Raw genomic sequence first — 21,610 nt, forward strand, 5'->3', positions numbered from 1 at the left:
GCGGTCCGCGTTCTAGACGAAGTGTTCGAGTTCTGTTCGGGTCTGGTCGATTTGGTCGCAGGCGTACGTCACGGGGGCGTTGGTGGTCATCAGTTCGCCCGCCCGGGCGAGCGATTCGAAAGCCTGGTCGCCAAGGGTCTCGCGTAGGTGCGACCGCGGCGACGTCGGCTTCGCGCCCGATCAGACTCGTGCCGGTAGGCCGCAGATTTCCCGGATCCGTATCCAGCGCCCGCAACGGCGGAAACTCCGTCCGCAAGCCCGCAGCCCGGACCTGAAACAGGCCGACCGGCACGGGGAGATCCCGCAACCGTCGTGGTCCCAGATCGATGAGGTCCACGCCGCTCAGCAGGCATGCGGTCGACTCGGCCACCAGGATCTGCCCGCCATGCCCGGCGGCCATGACCCGCGCCGCACGATTGAGCACCACCCCGAAATAATCGGCCTCGCGCAGTTCGGCTTCACCGGTGGCCAACCCCATTCGCACCGGCAGGTCCAGCTTCCGCTGTGCAGCCACCGCAGCTTCCACAACGGAGCAGGGCGAGGCGAAGGCCGCACAGATACCGTCGCCGGTGTGCTTGAACACGAAGCCGCCGTGGGTCTGGATCGTGTGGTGCAATACCTCGTCATGAGCGCGCAGAGCGGCGCGCATCGCAGCGGCGTCAGCCTCCCACCGACGGGTGGAGCCCTCGATATCGGTGAAGAGGAACGTCACCACTCCCGAAGGAGCAGCGGCCGGCGGAGCAGGCACATCGGCAGAATCTCATAACCGCCGCGCTTGCACCATGGTGCTTGCCGGCGGCCGTTGGTCCCGGCGCACAAACGAAACCACCCGCGCGGCGATCGGCGAAGCGATCGCGGCGCGGGTGGCTCGTCGCTGTCCTGGCCTACTCAGGCTGTAGGACCGGCGTCGGACTTCGACGTCACTTAGACGTCGTAGTACAGCGCAAACTCGTACGGGGTCGGCCGGATCTGCACCGGCAGGATCTCGTTCTCCCGCTTGAAGTTGATCCACGTCTCGATGAGGTCGGGCGTGAACACGCCGCCCTCGGTGAGGTACTCGTGGTCCTCCTCGAGCTTGTCGATCACCGCGGAGAGCTGAGTCGGTGCCTGCGGGATGTTCGCAGCTTCCTCCGGCGGCAGCTCGTAGAGGTCCTTGTCGACCGGCGCCTGCGGCTCGATCTTGTTCTTGATGCCGTCCAGGCCGGCCATCAGCATCGCCGCGAACGCCAGGTACGGGTTACCCGAGGAGTCGGGGCAACGGAACTCGAGGCGCTTGGCCTTGGGGTTGCTGCCGGTGATCGGGATACGCACACACGCCGAACGGTTGCGCTGGCTGTACACCAGGTTGATCGGGGCCTCATAGCCCGGCACCAGCCGCTTGTAGGAGTTCACCGTCGGGTTGGTGAACGCCAGCAGCGACGGGGCGTGGTGCAGCAGGCCACCGATGTAGTGGCGGGCGGTGTCCGACAGCCCGGCGTAACCGGTCTCGTCGTACATCAGCGGGCTGCCGTCCTTCCACAGCGACTGGTGGGTGTGCATGCCGGAGCCGTTGTCACCGAACAGCGGCTTGGGCATGAACGTCACCGTCTTGCCGTTGGCCCAGGCGGTGTTCTTGACGATGTATTTGTACAGCTGCATGTCGTCGGCCGCGTGCAGCAGCGTGTTGAACTTGTAGTTGATCTCGGCCTGGCCGCCGGTGCCCACCTCGTGGTGGCCCTTCTCCAGGCTGAAGCCGGCCGCGATCAGGTTCTGCAGCATCTTGCTGCGCAGGTCGACGTAGTGGTCGACGGGCGCCACCGGAAAGTAGCCACCCTTGGGGCGGACCTTGTACCCGCGGTTGGGGCTGCCGTCGGCCTCGTTGGCTGCACCGGTGTTCCACCAACCCGAGATGGCGTCCACCTCGTAGAACGAGCCATTGGTGCGCGAGTCGAAGCTCACCGAGTCGAAGATGTAGAACTCGGCCTCGGCACCGAAGTACGCCGTGTCGGCGATACCGGTGCTAATCAGGTAGTTCTCGGCCTTGCGGGCGACGTTGCGCGGGTCGCGGGAGTACGGCTCGAGGGTGAACGGGTCGTGCACGAAGAAGTTCAGGTTCAGCGTCTTGGCCTGCGTGAACAGGTCGATCTGGGCCGTCTCCGGGTCCGGCAGCAGCAGCATGTCGGACTCGTGGATCGACTGGAAACCACGGATCGACGAGCCGTCGAAGGCCAGGCCGTCCTCGAACACGCTGTTGTCGAAGAACGAGATCGGAATGGTGAAGTGCTGCATGATGCCGGGCAGGTCGCAGAAACGGACGTCGACAAACTCGACGTTTTCGTCTTTGGCAAGTTTGAAGACGTCGTCGGGCGTCTTTTCCGTCACGTGAAGGCTCCTTTACTTGGTGATTCGCGGCCGACGCTAGGGAGCAGTTGTTGCCCGTCAGTCAACCCCGTGTTGCGCAGAGGTTACGTACCACAGCGGCCGCAACAGCGCCCGGTGACCGCCGGGCCCTATTGTGAAGGCCATGGCCCGCAAGATCGTAACTGGTCCGCCGTCGATGCTGAATGGGCGATGCCAACCACGGGCGGCCGACTTCGCCGGACACCGTCGATGACGCCGGAATCACCTGCCGGTTACCCCGGCGAAACGCTCGGCCTGCCGCGGACCGGCCCGGGTTCGGTGGCCCCCATGGGACGCCGCCTGTTGGCGTTACTGATCGACTGGTTGATCGCCGGCGGGCTGGCGCTGCTCGCGCTGACCTTTGGAGCAATTTCCGACGCGTTGTTGTCGACGGTGCAAGCGCTGGTGTGGCTGGTGATCGGCGCGGTGTCGGTGCGGCTGTTCGGATTCTCGCCGGGTCAGCTTGCGCTGCGGATTCAGGTGGCGGCAACGGACGGCCGGCTGCCGATCGGCATCGGCCGTGCGCTGGTCCGCGGATTGCTGATCTTCCTGGTGGTCCCGCCGCTGTTCACCGATTCCGACGGGCGGGGCTTGCAGGACCGGTTGACCAGGACCGCGGTGCTACGCCGCTGACGCTCACCCGTTGGCGCCGGCGCTGCCGCCCGTTCCTGGCAGCGCGCTGCCCTGGCCGCCGGCACCGCCGGTGCCGCCGCCGGCGCCCGCGTTGAGACCACCGCTGCCACCGTTGCCGCCGAAACCGATTCCGGAGGCGGCGCGACCGCCGCTGCCCCCGTTGCCGCCCTTGATGACGCCGTTGTCGCCGGCATAACCATCACCGCCGGCCCCGCCGTTGCCGAACCACATCCCGGCGTTGCCGCCGTTACCGCCGGCACCGCCGAGCTGGCCGCCCCCGCCGCCGTCGCCACCGTTGCCCCACAGCACGCCGCCGTTGCCACCGCTACCGCCGTGCGCGCCGCCGGTGAAGCCGAAGCCGCCCAGTCCGCCGTTGCCGCCGTTGCCGATAAGCCCCACCGCTCCGCCGCCGTTGCCGCCGGCCCCGCCGACCCCGGCCACGCCACCGCCGATGCCGCCGAGTCCGCCGTTGCCGCCGAAGCCGAAGAGCAGACCGCTGGTACCGCCACTGCCGCCGGCCCCGCCGCTGCCGAATACGCCGTAACCGCCGACCCCGCCGGCTCCGCCGTTGCCGACCAGCGCGACCGAGTTGCCGCCGGAGCCGCCGACCCCGCCGGTGCCACCGACGCTGGTCGCGGTGCCGCCGTTGCCGGCCAGTCCGCCGTTTCCGAACAGGCGCCCGCTGACACCGCCGCCGCCGCCAGTACCGCCCGTTCCGTTCGTGGTGGCCCCGCCGGCCCCGCCGGCCCCGCCGTCACCGATCAGTCCGAGCACGCTGCCGCCGCGACCGCCGGCGCCACCCGCTCCGCCGAGCGTGTTGTACCCGCCGGCGGCGCCCGCTCCGCCGTTGCCGAACAACAGACCACCGGTGCCACCGTTGCCGCCGGAGGCCGCTGCCTGTGTGATGGCGGTAGCGCTCTGCCCGCCGACGCCGCCGGCGCCGCCATCGCCGATCAGTCCGATCGCATTGCCGCCGTTGCCGCCGACCCCGCCGAACCCGGCGGCACCGAGGCCGCCGGCTGCGCCATTGCCGCCGAAGCCGATCACCAGGCCGCCGTTGCCGCCGCTGCCGCCGGCGCCACCGCTGCCCGCGACACCATTGCCGCCGAGACCGCCACCCCCGCCGTTGCCGATGACGGTGAGCGCGTTACCGCCGGCCCCGCCGACCCCGCCGGTGCCTCCGGCGGCGGTCGCCATGCCGCCGTTTCCGCCGATTCCGCCATTGCCCAGCAGATGCCCGCTGCCGCCGCCGGCACCTCCGGCACCGGCAACGCCCGTCGTGGTGTACCCGCCGGCGCCGCCGGCACCGCCGTCGCCAATCAGGCCGAGCACGTTGCCGCCGGCGCCGCCCGCGCCGCCCGGGCCCCCGAAGATGTTGTATCCGCCCGCGCCACCGGCGCCGCCGTTGCCGAACAGCCACCCGCCGGTACCGCCGTTGCCACCGGCCGGCGCCGCTACCGTTCCGTCGCCGGTTTGTCCGCCGACGCCGCCCGCGCCGCCGTTGCCGATGAGCCCGAAGACGTTGCCGCCGTTCCCGCCGGCCCCACCGACCCCGCCGGCACCGACGCCGCCCGCGCCGCCGTTGCCGCCGACACCGAAGAGCAGGCCGCCGCTGCCGCCGCTGCCGCCGGCACCACCGACCGTGCCCAGTCCACCCGTTCCGCCGGCGCCGCCAGTTCCGATCAGGCCCATCGCGTTGCCACCGGCCCCACCGGCTCCGCCGGACCCGCCGAGCCCCAGTCCGCCGATACCGCCGGACCCGCCGTTGCCGTACAACCACCCACTGGTGCCTCCGGCGCCTCCGTTCGCGCCCCGTCCGCCGGCTCCGCCGGCCCCGCCGTTACCGAACAGGCCGGCGGCGCCACCGGTGCCGCCGTTTTGGCCGATCGCCCCCGAGCCACCGTTGCCGCCATTGCCGAAGAGCAGGCCACCCGCTCCGCCGTTCTGTCCGGTACCGGGCAACCCGTTGGCGCCGTTACCGATCAGCGGTCGGCCGAGCAACGTCTGAGTGGGGGCGTTGATCGCCCCGAGCAGGTTCTGCTGGATCGTCTGCAACGAGGCGTTGACCGCGTCCGCACTGCCGTAGGCGATGCCGCCCGCGCTCAGGATGCGCACGAATTCCTCGTGAAATGCCGTCGCCTGGGCGCTGACGGAGCGGTACATCTCGCCGTGCCCGTTGAACAGCGCCGCGACGGCCGCCGACACTTCGTCGGCACCGGCGGCCAGCACCTCCGTCGTGGCCGTCGTTGCCGCAGCGTTGGCTTCGGTGATTGCGGACCCGATGCTTGCCAGATTCGAGGTGGCCGCCGCCACAGTCTCCGTCGAAACGATCACAAACGACACTGCTGTCCTCCCACCGTAGAGACCCGGCTACCGACGAGTCGCTTCGAATTTGCCCGAAATATCAGGCGCAAACGTACGGCGAGTTATGGCGAAATTCACACTAGTTTATCAAAACGTTATAAATAACTTATTACCTTCGCCGTCAATGTGAAGCGGCTATACATAAATGGCTTTTCGCGGTATTTGTCGCGTTTTTGTAAAACGGCTTTACAGCGCGAAGATATCCGGCGATGTGCAGAAAGCCCAGGCAGTCAGTGGGTAGAGCGGTGTCCGGAATCGGTGAAGGACGCGTACCCAGCTATGAATGCGGCGAAATTACAGGTCATTGTCGATTGAATTCAATTGGGCGGGCGGTCGACGGGTTGGACCGCGCGTTGCCGAATTACTTGCGGCGCACCGTACGCTGCACGCCGCGCATTTTTCCGGAGTTTGGCAGCGGGCCTTTTGGCATCATGGCGGCGCCGGCCCGCGACCCGAGCGCGGCCAGCCGGGATTCCAATGTATCCATCTGCTTGACGGTGATATTGGCCGGAAGGCGGTTCAAGTGGCGCTCCAGCTTGGCCAGTGCAACCTCGCCGTCGCCGTTGCCCACGATGATGTCGTAGATCGGCACTTCGCCGACCACCCGTGCCGTACGCTTCTTTTCCTGTGCGAGCAATGGTTTGACGCGAGTCGCCGAGCCCTCGCCGACCAGGATGACGCCGGGCCGGCCGATCACCCGGTGCACCGCGTCGAAGTGTCCTGTCGCGGCCACTCCGGGCGTCACCCGCCACTTGCCCCGCAGGTTGTCCAGCACCCATGCGGCGGCGCCGGTCTGACCTTCGGCCTGCTTGAAAATGCTGCGCTGGGCCCGTCGGCCGAAGATGATGAACGCCACCAGTGCGCCGAGCAGCAGACCGATCGGGATCATCATGATCATGGTCAGTCCGCCGGCCCACACGCCGACGGCCACGCTGATGGCCACGATCAGCACGAACGCGCCGATCATGTACGGCAGCAGGCGCTTGTCCTGCTTGCGCTGCATGTTGAACGCCTGCCAGAGCTGAGCTCGGCGTTGTTTGGAAGCAGCCTTGCGGGCGGCCGCCGCCTCGGCCTTGGCGGCCTTGGTCTCAGCAGCAGTTCGGGATTTCGCCATAGTTGTCAAGGATACGTATGCGCCGGTTATCCGGGCGCCGAGGTTCGCGACGCGCGGGCCTGCTCGTAGAGTCGGCCGGCCCGGTAGGAGGACCGAACCAGCGGCCCGGCCAAAACGCCGGCGAAGCCCAGTCCTTCGGCGAATCGCGCGAACTCGACGAACTCATCCGGGGTCACCCAGCGCTCCACCGGATGGTGGCGCGCCGTGGGCCGCAGATACTGAGTGATGGTGATGATGTCGCAGCCGGCGTTGTGCAGGTCGGCCAGCGCGGTGTGCACCTCGTCGGGAGTTTCACCCAGGCCGAGGATCAGGTTGCTCTTGGTGACCAGACCGACGTCCCGCGCCGCGGTGAGCACGTCCAGACTGCGCTGGTAGGTGAAGGCCGGACGGATTCGCTTGAAGATGCGCGGCACCGTTTCGACGTTGTGCGCCAACACTTCCGGCCGGGACTCGAAGACCTCGGCGAGGCGGGTCGGTTCGCCGTTGAAGTCCGGAACCAGCAGTTCAACGCCGGTCGACGGGTTGAGCTCCTTGATCGCCCGCACCGTTTCGGCGTACAACCAGGCGCCGCCGTCGGGCAGGTCGTCGCGGGCGACGCCGGTAATGGTGGCGTAGCGCAGGCCCATCGTCTGTACGCTCTCGGCCACCCGGCGCGGCTCGTCGCGGTCGAGGTCGGCGGGCTTGCCGGTGTCGATCTGGCAGAAATCGCACCGGCGGGTGCACTGGTCGCCGCCGATCAGGAAGGTCGCCTCCCGGTCCTCCCAGCATTCGAAGATGTTGGGGCAGCCGGCCTCTTCGCACACGGTGTGCAGGCCCTCGCGCCGGACGAGGCTTTTGAGTTCGGTGTACTCCGGTCCCATCCGGGCCCGGGTCTTGATCCACGGCGGCTTGCGCTCGATCGGAGTCTGGGCATTGCGCACTTCCAGACGCAGCAGTTTCCGACCCTGGGGAGCGACAGTCACGTACTCGATGCTACGCGGCTGGCCTCGTGATCCCGTACCGGCAACAGACCGTTCAGGGCGTCGCACACGGCATCGGCGACGGCGGCCCGGACGTCGCTGACGGGGATGCGGCGGCCGAGCTCGGCGGACAACGTCGTGACTCCGGCGTCGGTGATCCCGCACGGCACGATCGTGGTGAACGACGCCAGGTCGCAGTCGCAGTTGAGCGCGAACCCGTGCAACGTCGTCGAGCGCGCCACCCGCACCCCGATCGCCGCCACCTTACGGGCGGGCCGGCCGGCAACCCACACCCCGGAGCGTCCGTCCACCCGCCCGGTTTCCAGACCGAGATCGCCACACACCTTGATCAGTGCTTCCTCGAGCACCCGCACGTAGTTCACCACGTCGAGGGGCTCGGCCAGTCCGATGATCGGGTAGCCCACCAACTGGCCGGGGCCGTGCCAGGTGATCTTGCCGCCGCGATCGGTGTCGACGACCGGGGTGCCATCCACCGGCCGTTCCTGGGGTTCGGTGCGTCGGCCGGCGGTGTAGACCGCGGGATGTTCGAGCAGCAGGAGTGTGTCGGAACCGCCGGCGACCCTTGCGTCGGCAAGATCGCGTTGCAATTGCCAGGCGTCGCGGTAGTCGATCGGGCCGAGCTGCCGTACGTCGATCGGGGCGGGGCTGGACCGGATTGAACCCGTCACTCCAACGACGTTACGCGAAGCGCCCGCCCAGAGGCTCCACCACCGCTAATCTGCCTGCCATGGTTCTGCTGCAGATCGTGGACCACGTCGGCTCTGCCATCGACGTCGCAGGAGTCTCGGTGATCGTGATCGGTTGCGTGATCGCCTGTGCGCTCTTCCTCAAACGGTTTCCGCGCTCGCCGGATCAGGCCTACCGCGACCTCCGCAACAACTTGGGACGCTCGATTCTGATCGGCCTGGAATTCCTGGTGGCCGGTGACATCGTCAAGACGATCGTCGTCACCCCCAACGCACAGCACGTCGCGGCACTGGCCGGCGTCGTGGCCATCCGGACCTTCCTGAGCCTTTCGCTGACCGTGGAGATGACCGGCAAATGGCCTTGGCGGGACAGTGATTCGGGGACGCAGGCCACCTGAGGCTAAACGACACCCGCACAGTCGACCGACCGCATCTCCTGCATCAGGGCGAGGTTCGCATGCGGGTCCACCGGGGCATCGATGATGTGCACGCCGCCGGCTGCGGCGGCCCCTTCGAGCAGGGCACGGAACTGGGCCGGGTCCTGCAGTCGGTGCCCGGTAGCGCCGTAACTGCGTGCCAGGGCGACGAAGTCGGGGTTGTCGAAATCGACGCCGTACCGCTGGTAACCGTCCGCAACCTGTTTCATCGCGATCATCCCCAGGCTCTTGTCGTTGAACACCACCACAATCAGATCCAGCCGCAGCCGCACCGCTGTCTCGAGATCCTGGATGTTCATCGCAAACCCGCCGTCGCCGGTGAGCACCACAACCTTGCGTGCGGGATGGACGAGCTTGGCCGCGATGGCGGCCGGCAGGCTGATCCCCATCGATCCAAGAGCGTGGTCGATCAACATGGTGTTGGGTTGGCGGGCATTGAAATTCCTTGTCGCCCACATCATGTGAATACCGTTGTCGAGTGACAGGATGTCGTCGTCGGCCATGAAGTCCCGCAACGTTGCGATGAGATGGCCCTGCTTGGCCGGAAACGACGTGTCGGTTGCCGAGTCTTGGATACTGCGCCGTGTCTGCTCGGCCAGTCGGAGGAAGCCGTCGTGATCCCAGTCGGGATCAGGGGCCAGCTGTGCGGTGAGCCGTTGCACGGCATCGGCCATCTCACCGACGATCTGAGCTTGGGGGAAGTAGCTGTTGTCGCCTCTGGCGGCAAAGGGATTGAGGTGGATGACGGTCTGGGTGCCGTCGGCCCGCATGAACAGAGTGGGCTTCTCCATGACGTCATGACCGATGTTGAGGATAAGATCGGCGGCCTGGATAGCGCAGTTCGGGTAATCGGCGGGCATGATCGAACACCCGACGTAGCGGGGGTGATCCTCGTTGGCGACGCCTTTGCCCATCATCGTCGCGACGAACGGGATCTGAGTCTTGTCGATCAGTTCCCGCACGGCCGCCGCGACCTCCGGGCGGTTGGCGCGGGTGCCGCCGCCGACCATGATCAGTGGCCGGCGTGCCTGGTGAATCAGTTGGGCCGCGGCGTCGATGCTCTCCTGGGTTGCAACCGGGATCTGGCTGTGCCGGCACGGGACTGACGGGCCGAGTTCGGAATCCCGGGCCACATCGTCGGGCAACTCGAGGTGCGCCGGACCCTGACGCCCGTCCAGCGCTGACATCATCGCCTGGCGCACCAGCGACCCGGCCATCGGACCGGATGGGATCTTGGCGGCGAACTTGGTGATCGGGCGCATCACATCGACCACGTCGACCAGCTGGTACTGGCCCATCCTGTTGTCGCGCACCGCCTTCTGCCCCGTGATCACCAGCATCGGCATAGCCGCCAAATAGGCGTGGGCCACCGGCGTCGTCAGGTTCATGGCACCGGCGCCCAGGGTCGACATGGCGACGGCGAGCTTGCCGGTGAGCCGCCCGTAGGCGGCCGCGGCGAAACCGGCGGCCTGTTCGTGGCGAAAGAGCACGAAAGTGATCCGGCCGTCTTTGCGGAGCGCCTCCATGAAATGCAGGTTTTCATCGCCCGGAATGCCGAAGACGTACTCGACGCCTTCGGCGGCCAGGGCGGCGACCAGCTGTTCGCTGGTGTTCGCCGGCGCGCTCACAGTTCGCCGCTGCCCTGACTGAGGACTGTCTCGGGGTCTTCGCGCTTGAGGCTTTCTTTGGCGGCGTCCATCTTGTGCATGATGTTGCGCGCCTTGGTCAGGATCGCTTCGGCCTCACCGCCCGGAATCACCACGGCCGTCGAACCTTTGGCGAAGATGACATCACCGGGTACGACGGTGACGCCACCGACGGCGATCGGGACGTCGGCCAGGTAGGGCTGGACTTCGTTCCCGCCGGCCCGCACCGTCTCGCCGCGGCTGTAGGTGGCGAACCGGTAGGTGTTCAGCTCTTCGTAGTCGCGGAGCTTGCCATCGGCGAGAATGCCTGCCATGCCGAGGTTTTCCACCCGGCTGAGCTTGGTGCCCCCGCCCAGCGACGTGTGTTGATAGCCGTTGGAGGCCATCACGAGCACCGCCCCAGCGGGATCATGTTTGGCGACGGCCCGGTAGATGGCCGGTCCGAGGCTGTGCCGCTCCGGATCCATCAGATCCTTGCGCACCGGCAGATAGGAAATCGTCACCGCCGGGCCGACGAGGACCCGGCTGGGATCGGGGCTGTCGAGCTCGATGATGTGAGCACGGTGCGCATGCGTCATCGTCATCGCGTCGACCACGTCGGCCACTCCGAGACCCGCAACCAATTCGGTCAACTCCATGCTTTCACCTCTCCAATCAGCGGACTTTTTCTTGGGGACCAGCTGGCAGCATCCGCAGCAGCAGACTCACCACCGGAATCATGCGGCCCATCGCATGAGGTATCAGCTGCTCCAGCGAAGCCCGCACGGCTGCCGTCGTAGCGGGGTCGGGAAGGCCGGTACGGCCCAGGGCTCCGCTGACTGTGACGCCGCGGCGCCTGGCGTCGTCAACCACACAGTCGACGGCGGTGAGCAGCGACCCGCTGTCGTGCAACGGCTGCAGGGCCGCGAAGTAGAGCACCAACATGCTGGGCCAACGGGCCAGATTTCTGGGCAGGCTGACCTGCAGGGTTTGTTCCTGCCCGCGCGCTCCGATCAGGTTGACGCTGCGCACCAATTCCGCAACATGGGTCGGCATCTGGTCGAAATCCAGTGGCGGAGGCACAGGTAGCGCCGAAGGTGCACGGGACGGTGGGCGCACCGGCGGGCACGGCGATGGTGTGGATCCGTTCAGGCGGGCCAGCACTGCGCAAAATGCCACCGTGTTCAGCGGGTTACCCCTGTCGTAGCCGGAAAGGGTTGCTCTGATCGCTATTTCTTGATCGGCATCAATTCCGACCGCACGGAGCGCCGCGGTGGAGAACCGGGGCACCGGCGGCAGATCCGCTACGGCGCGCAGCGCGTCGGCCTCCGAGTACACGGTGCCGTTGGCGAACAGCGGCTTCATCGTCGCCCAGGTCCACTCCAGGCCGTCTGGAATGGACGCCAGGTGACGCCACACCAGGTTGACGAAAGACATCCCCAGGGTCTTGCGGATGTCGTCGTAGAGATCGGCGACGCGCCCGGTCGCGTCGGCCTCGCTGATACTCGGGAGCGGATCACTCTGCATTGCCGCGTCGCTGCTCGACGAGTGCTCAGTCCGGCATGTTCTCGCGCAGGTAGCTGATCGCAAGCTTCATCGCGGCGGCCTTGACTTCGTTGCGCTGCATCATGATCGCGTTGTGCCGGGCGATGTTGACGGTGTAGGGGTTGTCCCGCAGCAGCTTCGCGCCGAAGAGCAGGTTGAGCGCGGTCAGTTCGGCGTTGCGCCGCACATACGGCGACAGTTCGCCGCCCGCCTCGATATAGCTGGCTCCCGGCCCGGCATCGCCGACCCAGTAGAGATCGGTGTTGGGCGGCACGGTCACTCCGAAGTGCAACAGGTTTGCGAAGGTGTTCGCGACGCAGTCGTGGCTGCCGTCCTCGTTGCCCGTGACCACACAGCCCGCGACCGTTCCGTACAGCGGGAACTGGCCGGTGCGCTCACACATCACCGTCTTGGTGGTGCCGTCCAGACGCTCGATCACGCGCTGCATCACCGACGACCGCACGCCCATCCAGATCGGCATGGCGGGCACAATGATGTTGCAGCGCTTGACTTTTTCCAGAATCATCGGCCATTCGTCGCCGTCGCCCTCGTCGTTTCCGATACCGGGCTTGACGTTGTAGTCCACGACGCGGACGATCTCGGTTTCGATGTCCGGTTCGTGGGCTCGTAGTCGTTCGATGAGCAGATTGCACAGCGCCTCGGTATTGGAAACCTCCGGCCCCTTCTTCAGGGTGCAGTTGAGGAAGAGTGCATACAGCGGCCCCTCCTTTTTCACGTCATGAAAAACCGAGGCAGTCACGCTTCTCCACCTGTCCGTCGTGTCGGCTAATCACGCCGGAAGCAAGATACCGCAGAAACCGCTGGTCGGGAATGGGTTCAGCGGAGGTATCTAGTCCTGTTCACGACGGGCCGTGGCGTAATCGAGTGCCTCGCCAATTGTGTTGTGGTGGAACTGAAAACCCGCTTGTTCCAAGGCTGTCGGAATGGCGCGCTGACCGGTGAGCAGACCCTCGTCGGCAAATTCTCCGAGTGCGGCGCGGACCGCGAACCCCGGCACGGCCATCGGCGTCGGGCGGTTGACCGCCCGGCCGAAGGCGGTGGTGAACTCTGCGTTGGTCACCGGCGCCGGTCCGGTCAGGTTGACCGGACCGGACAACGTTGGATTGGAGATGGCGAACAGCAGTGCCCGGACCTCGTCTTCAAGGCTGATCCACGACATGTACTGACGGCCGCTACCCAGTCGAGCGCCCAGGCCCACCGAGAACACCGGCCGCATCATCCGCAGGGCGCCGCCCGAGGGGGCCAGCACGACACCCGTCCGGGCCAGCACTACCCGGGCGCCTTCGTACTGCGCGGGCAAGGTGGCCGCCTCCCAGTCGACGCACAACTGGGCGAGAAAGCCCCGCCCGGCGGCATCGTTCTCGTCGACCACGCGGTCTCTGGTGTCGCCGTAATAGCCGACCGCGCTCGCGTTGATCAGCGTGCCGACCCCTGCGTCGGCGACGGCCGCGGCCAGTACCTCTGTCGGCGCGAGCCGGCTGTCGCGCAGGCTCTGTTTGAACGCACCTGACCACCGGCGCTGGCCGACGTTGACGCCACACAGGTTAACCACCACGTCGACGTCTGCGAGCGCGTCCGGGTCGAATTCGCCGCTCTCCGGATTCCAGTGCAGCTCTTCGGAATTCGCCGGCGTACGACGGACGATGCGCAGCACGTCATGGTCGGACGCGCGCAGCGCAGCGGTCAGCGCCGAACCGATCAAGCCAGACGAACCCGCTATCGCGATTACCGCTTTGGCCACGGCTCGGGAATCCTTCTACAGCCCTAGATCGGCCTCGAAGGCTCCTTCTTCGAGCCGGTGCTTGATCGTGGTCAGGAAACGCCCGGCGTCCGCGCCGTCGATCAGCCGGTGGTCGTAGGTCAGCGGCAGGTAGCTGATCGACCGCACACCGATGGACTCGTTGCCGAATTCGTCGACGATCACCCGGGGACGTTTGACGATGGCCCCGGTGCCCAGCATGGCGGCCTGCGGCGGCACCAGAATCGGGGTGTCGAACAACGCGCCCTGGCTACCGATGTTGGTGATGGTGAACGTGCCGCCGGACAGCTCGTCGGGCTTGAGGTTGCCCGTCCGTGCGCGGTTGGCGATGTCGGCGATGGCCCGCGCCAATCCGGCCAGCGACAGGTCGCCGGCGTTGTGGATGACGGGGGAGAGGAGGCCCTGCTCGGTGTCGACGGCGAACCCGAGGTGCTCGGCGTCGTAGTAGGTGATTTCCTTGGTTTCCTCGTTGTAGCTGGCGTTGACGTTGGGGTGGATTTTGAGGGCGTCGATGACGGCCCGCGCGATGAACGGCAGGAACGTCAGGTTCACCCCTTCGCGCTCGGCGAACGCTGCCTTGGCCCGGTTGCGCAGCGCCACGATCTTGGTCATGTCGACCTCGTGGGTCTGGGTGAGCTGCGCGGTGGCCTGCAGAGATTCGCGCGTCTTGGCGGCGGTGATCTGACGAATCCGGCTGGCCTTCTGCTTGGTTCCGCGCAAGTGGGCCAGTGACGGCGCCGACGCGGCCGCGGCGGCCGGCTTCGCCGCCGGGGCAGAGGGCTGAGCGGCGGGCTTGGCTTCTTCCTTGGGTTGCTGCTTCTTCTCCGCGGCCGCCAGCACGTCCTGCTTGCGAATCCGCCCGCCCACGCCGGTGCCGGTCACTTCGGCCAGGTCGACCTTGTGCTCGGCGGCGAGTTTGCGTACCAGCGGCGTCACATAGGGGCCGCCGTCGGACGAGGGCTCGGCTTGTGGCTCCGGCTTGGCTTCTTGCTTGGGCTCGGGCTTGGGCTCTTCTTTGGGTTCGGGCTTGGGTTCTTCCTTGGGCTCCGGCTTGGGCTCGGGTTCCTTCTTGGCTTCGGGCTCAGGCTCTGGCTCTGGCTCGGGCTCGGGCTCTGGCTCTGGCTCGGCCTCCGCCTTCTCCTCGCTGGGCTCGGGTTTCGGCGCGGGAGCCGAGGCCGCGCCCGAATCGGAACTACCGACCTTGGCCAGCTCGCCGCCGACCTGCACCACGTCGTCTTCCTCGGCGGTGATGCTGACCAGGACACCCGCCACCGGTGACGGGATCTCGGTGTCGACCTTGTCGGTCGACACCTCCACGAGCGGCTCGTCCACCTGGACCGAGTCGCCGACCTTCTTCAGCCATCGCGTGACCGTGCCCTCGGTCACCGACTCGCCCAGTTCGGGCATCACGACCGGCGTCGCGTCGCCGCTGCCACCGCTGGACTTCGCTGGCTCGGGCTCCGGCTCACTTTCGGGTTCGGCCTGCTCCGGTTCCTCGGATGACGAGGATTCCTGAGCCTCCTCCTGTGGTTCCTCCTGGGCGGGCTCCGAGGCGGCTTCGCCGCCTGCGTCGCCTCCGTCACCGGCGTCGTCGGCCGAGTCGCCGATGACGGCCAGGTCGCCACCGACCTCTACCGTGTCGTCTTCCTGGGCGATGATCTTGGTGAGCACGCCCGCGGCCGGCGACGGGATCTCGGTGTCAACCTTGTCGGTCGAGACCTCGACGAGCGGCTCGTCGACTTCGACCGTGTCGCCTTCCTGTTTGAGCCAGCGGGTGACCGTTCCCTCGGTGACGCTTTCACCAAGTGCCGGCATCTGGACGGAGAAGGCCATCTGAGTTGACTCCTCGAACGGTCGTCGGATCGGCGCAGGTAGACCTCTGGCTTACCACACCGTCAGAATCCGGGTGGGCAACCGTGTCGAGGTCAAAACCTATCCTTTCACTCTGCCACCAGCCACCCACATTCAGGGCGCGGCGACTTGGGGTGCGTGTCGTGACAGTCGGCCTTGCTACCGTGTGGCCACTGGTTCCCGAATCGATCCCAATTACGCGTGGCAGGTGCGGAGGTTTGATGCCGGCAACACAACATGCACCCCAACAGTTCGTCGACAGCGCGGACGGTGTCCGGATTGCGGTCTACGAAGAGGGCAATCGCGAAGGGCCAACCGTGGTGCTGGTGCACGGCTGGCCGGACTCACATGTGTTGTGGGACGGCGTCGTGCCGTTGCTGGCACAACGGTTCCGGATCCTGCGGTTCGACAACCGCGGGGTCGGCCTGTCGTCGGCGCCCAAACCGGTATCGGCTTACAGCACCGCCCGGATGGCCGACGACTTCGCCGCGGTGATCAGCGAGTTGAGCCCCGGACAGCCGGTGCACGTGCTGGCCCACGACTGGGGCTCGGTGGCGGTCTGGGACTACCTGGGCCGGCCCGGCGCAGCAGACCGGGTGGCATCCTTCACCTCGGTGTCAGGCCCGGCGCAGGACCAGCTGGTCAGCTTCATCTTCGGTGCTCTGCGCCAGCCCTGGCGGGTCCGCAAGCTCACTCAGGCGATCAGCCAGGTGCTGCGGCTGACCTACATGGCCTTCTTCTCGGTACCGGTACTGGCGCCGCTGCTGCTGCGGCTGGCGCTGTCGAGGGCGGCGGTGCGGCGCAACATCGTCGACAACATCCCCGTCGAGCAGATCCACCACTCCGAGAAGCTGCCCAGCGACGCGGCGACCTCGGTGAAAACCTATCCCGCGAACTACTGGCGTTCGTTTTCCGGCACATTCCGCCGCCAGGGCGTGCGCGTCATCGACACGCCGGTGCAGCTCATCGTCAACACCAGGGACAAGTACGTCCGGCCGCACGGATACGACGAGACCGCGCGCTGGGTGCCGCGGCTGTGGCGGCGCGACATCCGGGCGGGCCATTTCTCGCCGATGTCGCATCCGCAGGTGATGGCGGCGGCGGTGCACGACTTCGCCGATCTGATCGAGGGCAAGCAGCCCAGCCGGGCGATGCTGAGGGCGCAGGTGGGCCGCCCGCGGGGCTACTTCGGCGACACGTTGGTGTCGGTCACCGGCGCTGGAAGCGGCATCGGTCGCGAAACAGCGATCGCGTTCTCGCGCGAGGGCGCCGAAGTCGTGATCAGTGATATCGACGAGGCCACCGTCAAGGAGACCGCCGCCCAGATCACCGCGCGAGGCGGTGTCGCGCACCCCTATGTGCTCGACGTCTCCGACGCCGATGCCGTCGAGTCGTTCGCCGAGCGGGTATGCGCGGAGCACGGCCTGCCCGACATCGTGGTCAACAACGCCGGCATCGGCCAGGCGGGCGGCTTCCTGGACACCCCGGCCGAGCAGTTCGACCGCGTGCTGGACGTGAACCTCGGTGGGGTGGTGAACGGTTGCCGGGCATTCGGCAAGCGCCTGGTCGAGCGTGGCACCGGTGGGCACATCGTGAACGTGTCGTCGATGGCTGCCTACGCACCCCTGCAGTCCCTCAGCGCGTACTGCACGTCGAAGGCGGCGACGTTCATGTTCTCCGACTGCCTGCGCGCCGAACTCGATGCCGCCGACGTGGGTCTGACCACGATCTGCCCCGGTGTCATCGACACGAACATCATCGCGACGACCCAATTCCACGCCGGCACACCGGACGACGAGAAGGTCGACGGTCGGCGGGGTCAGCTGGACAAGATGTTCGATCTGCGCAGCTACGGACCGGACAAGGTCGCCAACGCGATCGTGTCCGCGGTCAAGAAGAACAAGCCGATCCGGCCGGTTACCTTCGAGGCCTACGCGCTGTATGGCGTATCCCGGGTGCTGCCCCAGGCATTGCGCAGCACCGCGCGGATGAAAGTGATCTAGATGTCGACCGGCGCGCCTCTGGTGCGCCGCACGAGCAGCGCCCCCGCTACGCCGACGAGGCCGATCACCGTCAGCGGGATCGTCCACATCCGCCGGCCCGACACCGCGGACTCGCACTGAGCCACGAAGTCGGTGTGCGGGATGATCTCGTTGAGGATCGGGATATTCGCTCCATTGCGGTCATTGGCGGCCCGGGCTCCGGAGAGGTCCGTGGCGAATCCGTTCCCGCATGACACCGTTCCGCCGTTGCTGTTGGATACCTGAACCGGCACCAGCAAGCCGATCACGCCGGCCACCAAGAGCACGGCACTCACCGCGATGATCAACCGTCGTACAGTCACTTTTCGGCCTTTCCCGAGGAGTTTCCTGCTGACGGGGTAATAGCCGCACCGATTTGAGTTAAACCCGCAAAATGTTTGCCAGGACCCGGTTGCGGTACTTTCCGGCGGCCGGGGTACTCCGCGGTGGAGATTCCGACGCGGAAGGACCTGTGATGACTTTGACGAAGGAATTGACCACGATCCGAGACGTGTCGGCGTCGCGGCAGGCCGTGTGGGACGTCATCGCCAACGGCTGGACGTACACCCAATGGGTGGTGGGCAATAGCCGGACTCGTGCCGTCGACGCAAACTGGCCGGAGCCCGGCTCGGCGATCAAGCACTCGGTGGGGGTGTGGCCATTGGTGATCAACGACAAGACCGAGGTCGAAAGCTGCACGCCCGGTGCGGAACTGGTGCTCAACGCCCGGTTGGGACTATTCGGCGCGGCTCGAATCACGCTGCGGCTCAGCGATATTGCGGACGGATGCCGGATCGAGATGATCGAGGTTCCGGTCAGCGGACCGGCACGCCTGCTGCCCGACCAGATGGCGCTGGCGGCCGTCTACCCGCGCAACCGTGAGTGCCTCTGGCGCCTCGGCGCTTTGGCCGAACGTCTCAATCCCAGCCAGGTCAAGTAGCCATGGGCGTCGCCGATCCGGTAGACGAACGGACGCGGGGCCCATGGCGCTAGCCCCTTACCCGTTGCTGACGATGTCCTCGAGCACGGCGAACATCGTCCGCGTCGGAACACCGGTTGCCCCCTTGGGTGTGCATCCCCATGGGCTGCCGGTGTTGTAGGCAGGTCCGGCCACATCGATGTGCGCCCACTGCACCGACTCGGCGACGAACTCACGCAGGAACACTCCGGCCACCAACATGCCGGCGAAACGCTGTCCGCTGACGTTGGACAGGTCTGCCACTGTCGACTTCAGGTCGTCCTTGAGTTCGTCGGGAAGTGGCATCGGCCAGCCGTTTTCGCCCACCCGCTGAGAGATCCCCGCGACCCGGTCGCGGAACTCTTCGCTGCCCATCACCCCGGGGATACGGGCACCGAGGGCCACCGTCTGCGCGCCGGTGAGCGTGGATGTCTCGATCAGGTAGTCCGGTTTGTCCTCACACGCCCGGACGATGGCGTCGGCCAGGATGAGCCGGCCCTCGGCGTCGGTGTTCTGTACCTCGACGGTGATGCCGCCGTACTGGGTCAGCACGTCGCCGGGCCGTTGTGCCGTGCCGGACGGCATGTTCTCGGCCATCGGCACCGTGGCGATCACGTCGATCGGCAGTTGCAGCTGGGCGGCCAGCGCCACCGTCGCGATCACCGCGGCCGCCCCGCCCATGTCGGAGGTCATGTAGTGCATCGACGCGGCGGGTTTGATCGAGATTCCGCCGGTGTCGAAGGTGACGCCCTTGCCGACCAGGGCGACCGTCTTGGCCCGCTTCGGGTTCTTCGCCAGTCGCGACCCGCGATGGATCAGCCGCACCAGCCTGGGCGGCCGGGAGGAACCCTGACCCACCCCGATCAGGCCGCCGAAGCCCGCCTTCTTCAGCGCCTTCTCGTCGAGCACCTCCACCTCGAGGCCCGCCGATTCTCCCAAAGCTTTTGCGCGGGCTGCGAATTCGCCCGGGAAAAGGTGACTTGGCGGAGTGTTCACGAAATCGCGGGCGGTGGCCACGGCGGCGGCGACTGCCGCGCCGTGCGCGCTCTGCTTCTTGGCATCCCGGGCGGTCGACAGCACCGTGATCTTGCGTAGCCCGGCGTCTTTGGGAGCGGTCTTGGCGCTGCGGAACGCGCTGAACCGGTAGCTGCCCAGGATGAGGCCCTCGACGGCGGCCTCGCAGCTTCCGTCGCCGGGCAGCTCGGCCAGCGTGGTGATCACGGCTTCCGCGGTGCCGAGCGATCGAGCCGCGGCCCCCGCTGCCCGACGGACCAGGTCAGCCGGCCACCCGTCGCGCTTCTTGCCCAGGCCGATGGTGGCCACACTGGCCACCGGCAACGACGGCACCACCAGTCGGTGCACCTGCTCGGACCCGCCGGTGGCGCCCAGCGCCTTCAGACCGGCCTCGATCTCGGCCACCGCCTCGGCGGGCAACAGTGCGGTGCCGGCGGCGACGGTGGCTCCCGGCTCGTCCTTGTCGCCGGTCGAGACGACCGGTACCAGCAGGACCGAGGAACCTACACCGCGTTTAGGCAGGGATGTCGCAACGTTGACGGTGGGGGCCGCGTAGCCCGAAGCAGAGGTGGTCACGGGCCTAACTTAGTCGGGCGACGATGCTGGGCGCGTGGGCGGCCGGAGATGGAGTCCGACAAATGGAGTGGAGTCGGGCAGTCGGAATGCGACCCGTGGCGTTCGTGGCTACGCACCGCAAGTGGTACGTACGTCGCCGGCGTCCTCACCGCCGTTGGCGGCGCGTAACTCGAAAGCCGCCACCGGGACGTCAAAACCCTTCAGAGTCAACGGGCCGTGCGGTTTCGCGGGCCAATCTGGCAGCTGCTCGTGCAGCGCCGCGTCGGTCAGGATCTGGCCCGGCGCCGCCGCGGCCACCAGGCGCGCGGCCAGATTGACTGCGTTGCCGAAATAGTCGCCGTTGATCGCCAGGACCGTGCCGAAGGCAAGGCCGGCGCGGACCTGCAGGCCCTCGGCGCGTGCCTGAGGATGCTCGACGAGATCGACGGCGGCGTTGGCGAGCTGCTCCGGCGACGCGCTCACCCACATCACCTCGTCGCCGATGAACTTCACGACCCGACCGCCGTCGGCGTGGACCACGTCCGACACCGCGCCGGCGAACTCGTTGAGCAACTCCGACAACTGGGCGGGGGTGAGCGCCTGGGTGAGGGCAGTGAAACCCGACAGGTCGGCAAAACCGATGCCGCACACCACACTCGACGACGTGTCGCGGATAACGCCCTCGAAGTGGGTGCGGGCGCTGGTCAGGTGGTGGCGGTGCACGATGTCGATCAGCGCCCCGATCCGCGGAACGAACTCGGCGACCGATCGGTAGGCCTGCGCGGTGGCGAACTCGTCGTGGGTGTGGGTCATCTGGATGTCCGGGGTGCCGGCGCGGATCAGCGTGGACTCCGCCTCGGCGAGCCGGGCCATCGCGGCGCCGAGGACCCGCAGCAGGCCCAGCGCCCCGTCCTCGCCCACGACCGCCTTCAACCCCACCCAGGTCGCCAGGGCGTCAACGTCGGCCTGACTGAACACCGGCACGTCGGGGCCGGCGAAGGTCAGACCCAACAACCCCCAGGCGTGCGCGACCTGTCCGGCGGTCAATCCGAGTTGGTCGGCCGCTGCTGCCACGGTGTATATCGGGGCGCCGGACCACTGCAGCACGTCGCCAGCCAGCCCGAACAACCGGCCCCGGCGTTCGGCCTCCACCATCTCGTCGAGCGTGAATCCGAGGTCGTCGAGGTACTTGATGAGATCGGCGCGCTCCCGCGGGTTGGCGATTCCGGCGGCTTCCATCGCATCCCAATCGAACACCGCCCAAGTGTGCCAGCTGCTACGGGTTTGAGTGAGGTTGTGCGTCTCCATACGCGGGCCTCTTGGCGGGCCTTTCGATAGCCCCCTGGTTCGGCGCCTGCTTAGGCCTCTGCCGCGACGTTGGCGCTTTGTACGAATTGCTGGTGCAGGCCGCCCAGTTCGCGACTCAGTACCTGGTACTGGCTGGCGTGATCGTCGAACAACGCCGCAATCAAGGCCGAGACCTCGTCCGCGGCGGCCGGCGCCAGTGCGGTGGTAGCCGGTGCTGCCGTCATATCGGCTAGGCGGACGGCAGATCCAAGCCGCGCCAAAAGCGAAGCTGCTAGTGCCACGAGATCCGGCGATGCGATGACGAACGACCTTGATGTACTTCTCTCTTGTTTTCACCACCAGCCCGAAGAGTCCGAGCAG

At 67.1% G+C, this 21,610-nt stretch carries 19 protein-coding genes and 1 pseudogene; 4 read left to right on the forward strand and 16 right to left on the reverse strand.

Going from position 1 to position 21,610, the window contains the following annotated elements; translation table 11 throughout:
• Positions 1-151 precede the first annotated feature (151 nt).
• Positions 152-712, reverse strand: a pseudogene (locus tag QXK92_RS01900) (adenylate/guanylate cyclase domain-containing protein); the annotation flags it as partial.
• Positions 713-924: 212 nt separating this feature from the next.
• Positions 925-2,361: a type I glutamate--ammonia ligase gene (gene glnA, locus QXK92_RS01905; RefSeq protein WP_306239985.1), complete on the reverse strand. Its 1,437-nt coding sequence runs from the start codon at positions 2,359-2,361 to the stop codon at positions 925-927.
• Positions 2,362-2,589: 228 nt separating this feature from the next.
• Between glnA and QXK92_RS01910 the strand changes: the two genes are divergently transcribed.
• Positions 2,590-3,012 carry an RDD family protein gene (locus QXK92_RS01910; protein ID WP_306244109.1) on the forward strand — a complete coding sequence of 141 codons (423 nt, stop codon included), beginning with the start codon at positions 2,590-2,592 and terminating at the stop codon, positions 3,010-3,012.
• 3 nt (positions 3,013-3,015) lie between these two features.
• Here the strand turns inward: QXK92_RS01910 and QXK92_RS01915 are convergent, their stop codons facing one another.
• From QXK92_RS01915 to lipB, 4 genes are all read right to left on the reverse strand, one after another.
• Positions 3,016-5,355, reverse strand: coding sequence for a PE family protein (locus QXK92_RS01915; protein WP_306239986.1), 2,340 nt, complete (start codon positions 5,353-5,355; stop codon positions 3,016-3,018).
• 382 nt (positions 5,356-5,737) lie between these two features.
• Positions 5,738-6,490 carry a DUF4191 domain-containing protein gene (locus QXK92_RS01920; protein ID WP_306239987.1) on the reverse strand — a complete coding sequence of 251 codons (753 nt, stop codon included), beginning with the start codon at positions 6,488-6,490 and terminating at the stop codon, positions 5,738-5,740.
• A 26-nt stretch (positions 6,491-6,516) separates the two neighbouring features.
• Positions 6,517-7,452: a lipoyl synthase gene (gene lipA, locus QXK92_RS01925; protein ID WP_306239988.1), complete on the reverse strand. Its 936-nt coding sequence runs from the start codon at positions 7,450-7,452 to the stop codon at positions 6,517-6,519.
• Positions 7,449-8,138, reverse strand: coding sequence for a lipoyl(octanoyl) transferase LipB (gene lipB / locus QXK92_RS01930; RefSeq protein WP_306239989.1), 690 nt, complete (start codon positions 8,136-8,138; stop codon positions 7,449-7,451). Before lipB ends, lipA begins: the two co-directional genes overlap by 4 nt.
• Before the next feature lie 59 nt (positions 8,139-8,197).
• Here lipB and QXK92_RS01935 point away from each other — a divergent pair, with 59 nt between their 5' ends.
• Positions 8,198-8,554 (forward strand): DUF1622 domain-containing protein, encoded by a 357-nt coding sequence (locus QXK92_RS01935; RefSeq protein WP_306239990.1) that lies wholly within the window; start codon positions 8,198-8,200, stop codon positions 8,552-8,554.
• Positions 8,555-8,556: 2 nt separating this feature from the next.
• On the opposite strand, the gene QXK92_RS01940 is transcribed toward QXK92_RS01935, so the two are convergent.
• The 6 genes from QXK92_RS01940 to sucB form a co-directional block, all read right to left on the reverse strand.
• A complete protein-coding gene (locus QXK92_RS01940) occupies positions 8,557-10,221 on the reverse strand; it encodes an acetolactate synthase large subunit (protein WP_306239991.1) in 1,665 nt (554 codons plus the stop codon).
• On the reverse strand, positions 10,218-10,877 hold the full coding sequence (locus QXK92_RS01945; RefSeq protein WP_306239992.1) for an RraA family protein: 660 nt from the start codon (positions 10,875-10,877) through the stop codon (positions 10,218-10,220). Before QXK92_RS01945 ends, QXK92_RS01940 begins: the two co-directional genes overlap by 4 nt.
• A 16-nt stretch (positions 10,878-10,893) precedes the next feature.
• Positions 10,894-11,745, reverse strand: a complete 852-nt coding sequence (locus QXK92_RS01950; RefSeq protein WP_306239993.1) for a hypothetical protein — start codon at positions 11,743-11,745, stop codon at positions 10,894-10,896.
• A gap of 25 nt (positions 11,746-11,770) precedes the next feature.
• Complete coding sequence (locus QXK92_RS01955; protein WP_306239994.1) at positions 11,771-12,523, reverse strand: flavodoxin family protein; 753 nt, start codon at positions 12,521-12,523, stop codon at positions 11,771-11,773.
• 90 nt (positions 12,524-12,613) lie between these two features.
• The gene (locus tag QXK92_RS01960) at positions 12,614-13,525 is read right to left on the reverse strand and encodes a TIGR01777 family oxidoreductase (protein WP_306239995.1); all 912 of its coding nucleotides are present in this window, start codon (positions 13,523-13,525) and stop codon (positions 12,614-12,616) included.
• Between the two features lie 15 nt (positions 13,526-13,540).
• Entirely contained in the window at positions 13,541-15,376 is a 1,836-nt protein-coding gene (gene sucB, locus QXK92_RS01965; RefSeq protein WP_306239996.1) for a 2-oxoglutarate dehydrogenase, E2 component, dihydrolipoamide succinyltransferase, read from the reverse strand.
• A 239-nt stretch (positions 15,377-15,615) separates the two neighbouring features.
• On the opposite strand from sucB, the gene QXK92_RS01970 reads away from it, so the two are divergent.
• Positions 15,616-17,397, forward strand: a complete 1,782-nt coding sequence (locus QXK92_RS01970; protein WP_306239997.1) for an SDR family oxidoreductase — start codon at positions 15,616-15,618, stop codon at positions 17,395-17,397.
• Here QXK92_RS01970 and QXK92_RS01975 read toward each other — a convergent pair.
• The gene (locus tag QXK92_RS01975) at positions 17,394-17,738 is read right to left on the reverse strand and encodes an aminopeptidase (RefSeq protein ID WP_306239998.1); all 345 of its coding nucleotides are present in this window, start codon (positions 17,736-17,738) and stop codon (positions 17,394-17,396) included. The two genes, QXK92_RS01970 and QXK92_RS01975, sit on opposite strands and share 4 nt — an antisense overlap.
• Positions 17,739-17,890: 152 nt before the next feature.
• Between QXK92_RS01975 and QXK92_RS01980 the strand changes: the two genes are divergently transcribed.
• Entirely contained in the window at positions 17,891-18,355 is a 465-nt protein-coding gene (locus tag QXK92_RS01980) for an SRPBCC family protein (protein ID WP_306239999.1), read from the forward strand.
• Between the two features lie 57 nt (positions 18,356-18,412).
• Here the strand turns inward: QXK92_RS01980 and QXK92_RS01985 are convergent, their stop codons facing one another.
• The 3 genes from QXK92_RS01985 to QXK92_RS01995 form a co-directional block, all read right to left on the reverse strand.
• The gene (locus tag QXK92_RS01985) at positions 18,413-19,963 is read right to left on the reverse strand and encodes a leucyl aminopeptidase (RefSeq protein ID WP_306240000.1); all 1,551 of its coding nucleotides are present in this window, start codon (positions 19,961-19,963) and stop codon (positions 18,413-18,415) included.
• Between the two features lie 108 nt (positions 19,964-20,071).
• Positions 20,072-21,181: an adenylate/guanylate cyclase domain-containing protein gene (locus tag QXK92_RS01990; protein WP_306244111.1), complete on the reverse strand. Its 1,110-nt coding sequence runs from the start codon at positions 21,179-21,181 to the stop codon at positions 20,072-20,074.
• A 119-nt stretch (positions 21,182-21,300) separates the two neighbouring features.
• Positions 21,301-21,549 (reverse strand): PE family protein, encoded by a 249-nt coding sequence (locus tag QXK92_RS01995; protein ID WP_306244113.1) that lies wholly within the window; start codon positions 21,547-21,549, stop codon positions 21,301-21,303.
• Positions 21,550-21,610: the final 61 nt, after the last annotated feature.

The sequence above is a fragment of the Mycobacterium sp. TY815 genome, from assembly GCF_030755135.1.
In the GTDB taxonomy this organism is placed as follows: Bacteria; Actinomycetota; Actinomycetes; order Mycobacteriales; family Mycobacteriaceae; genus Mycobacterium.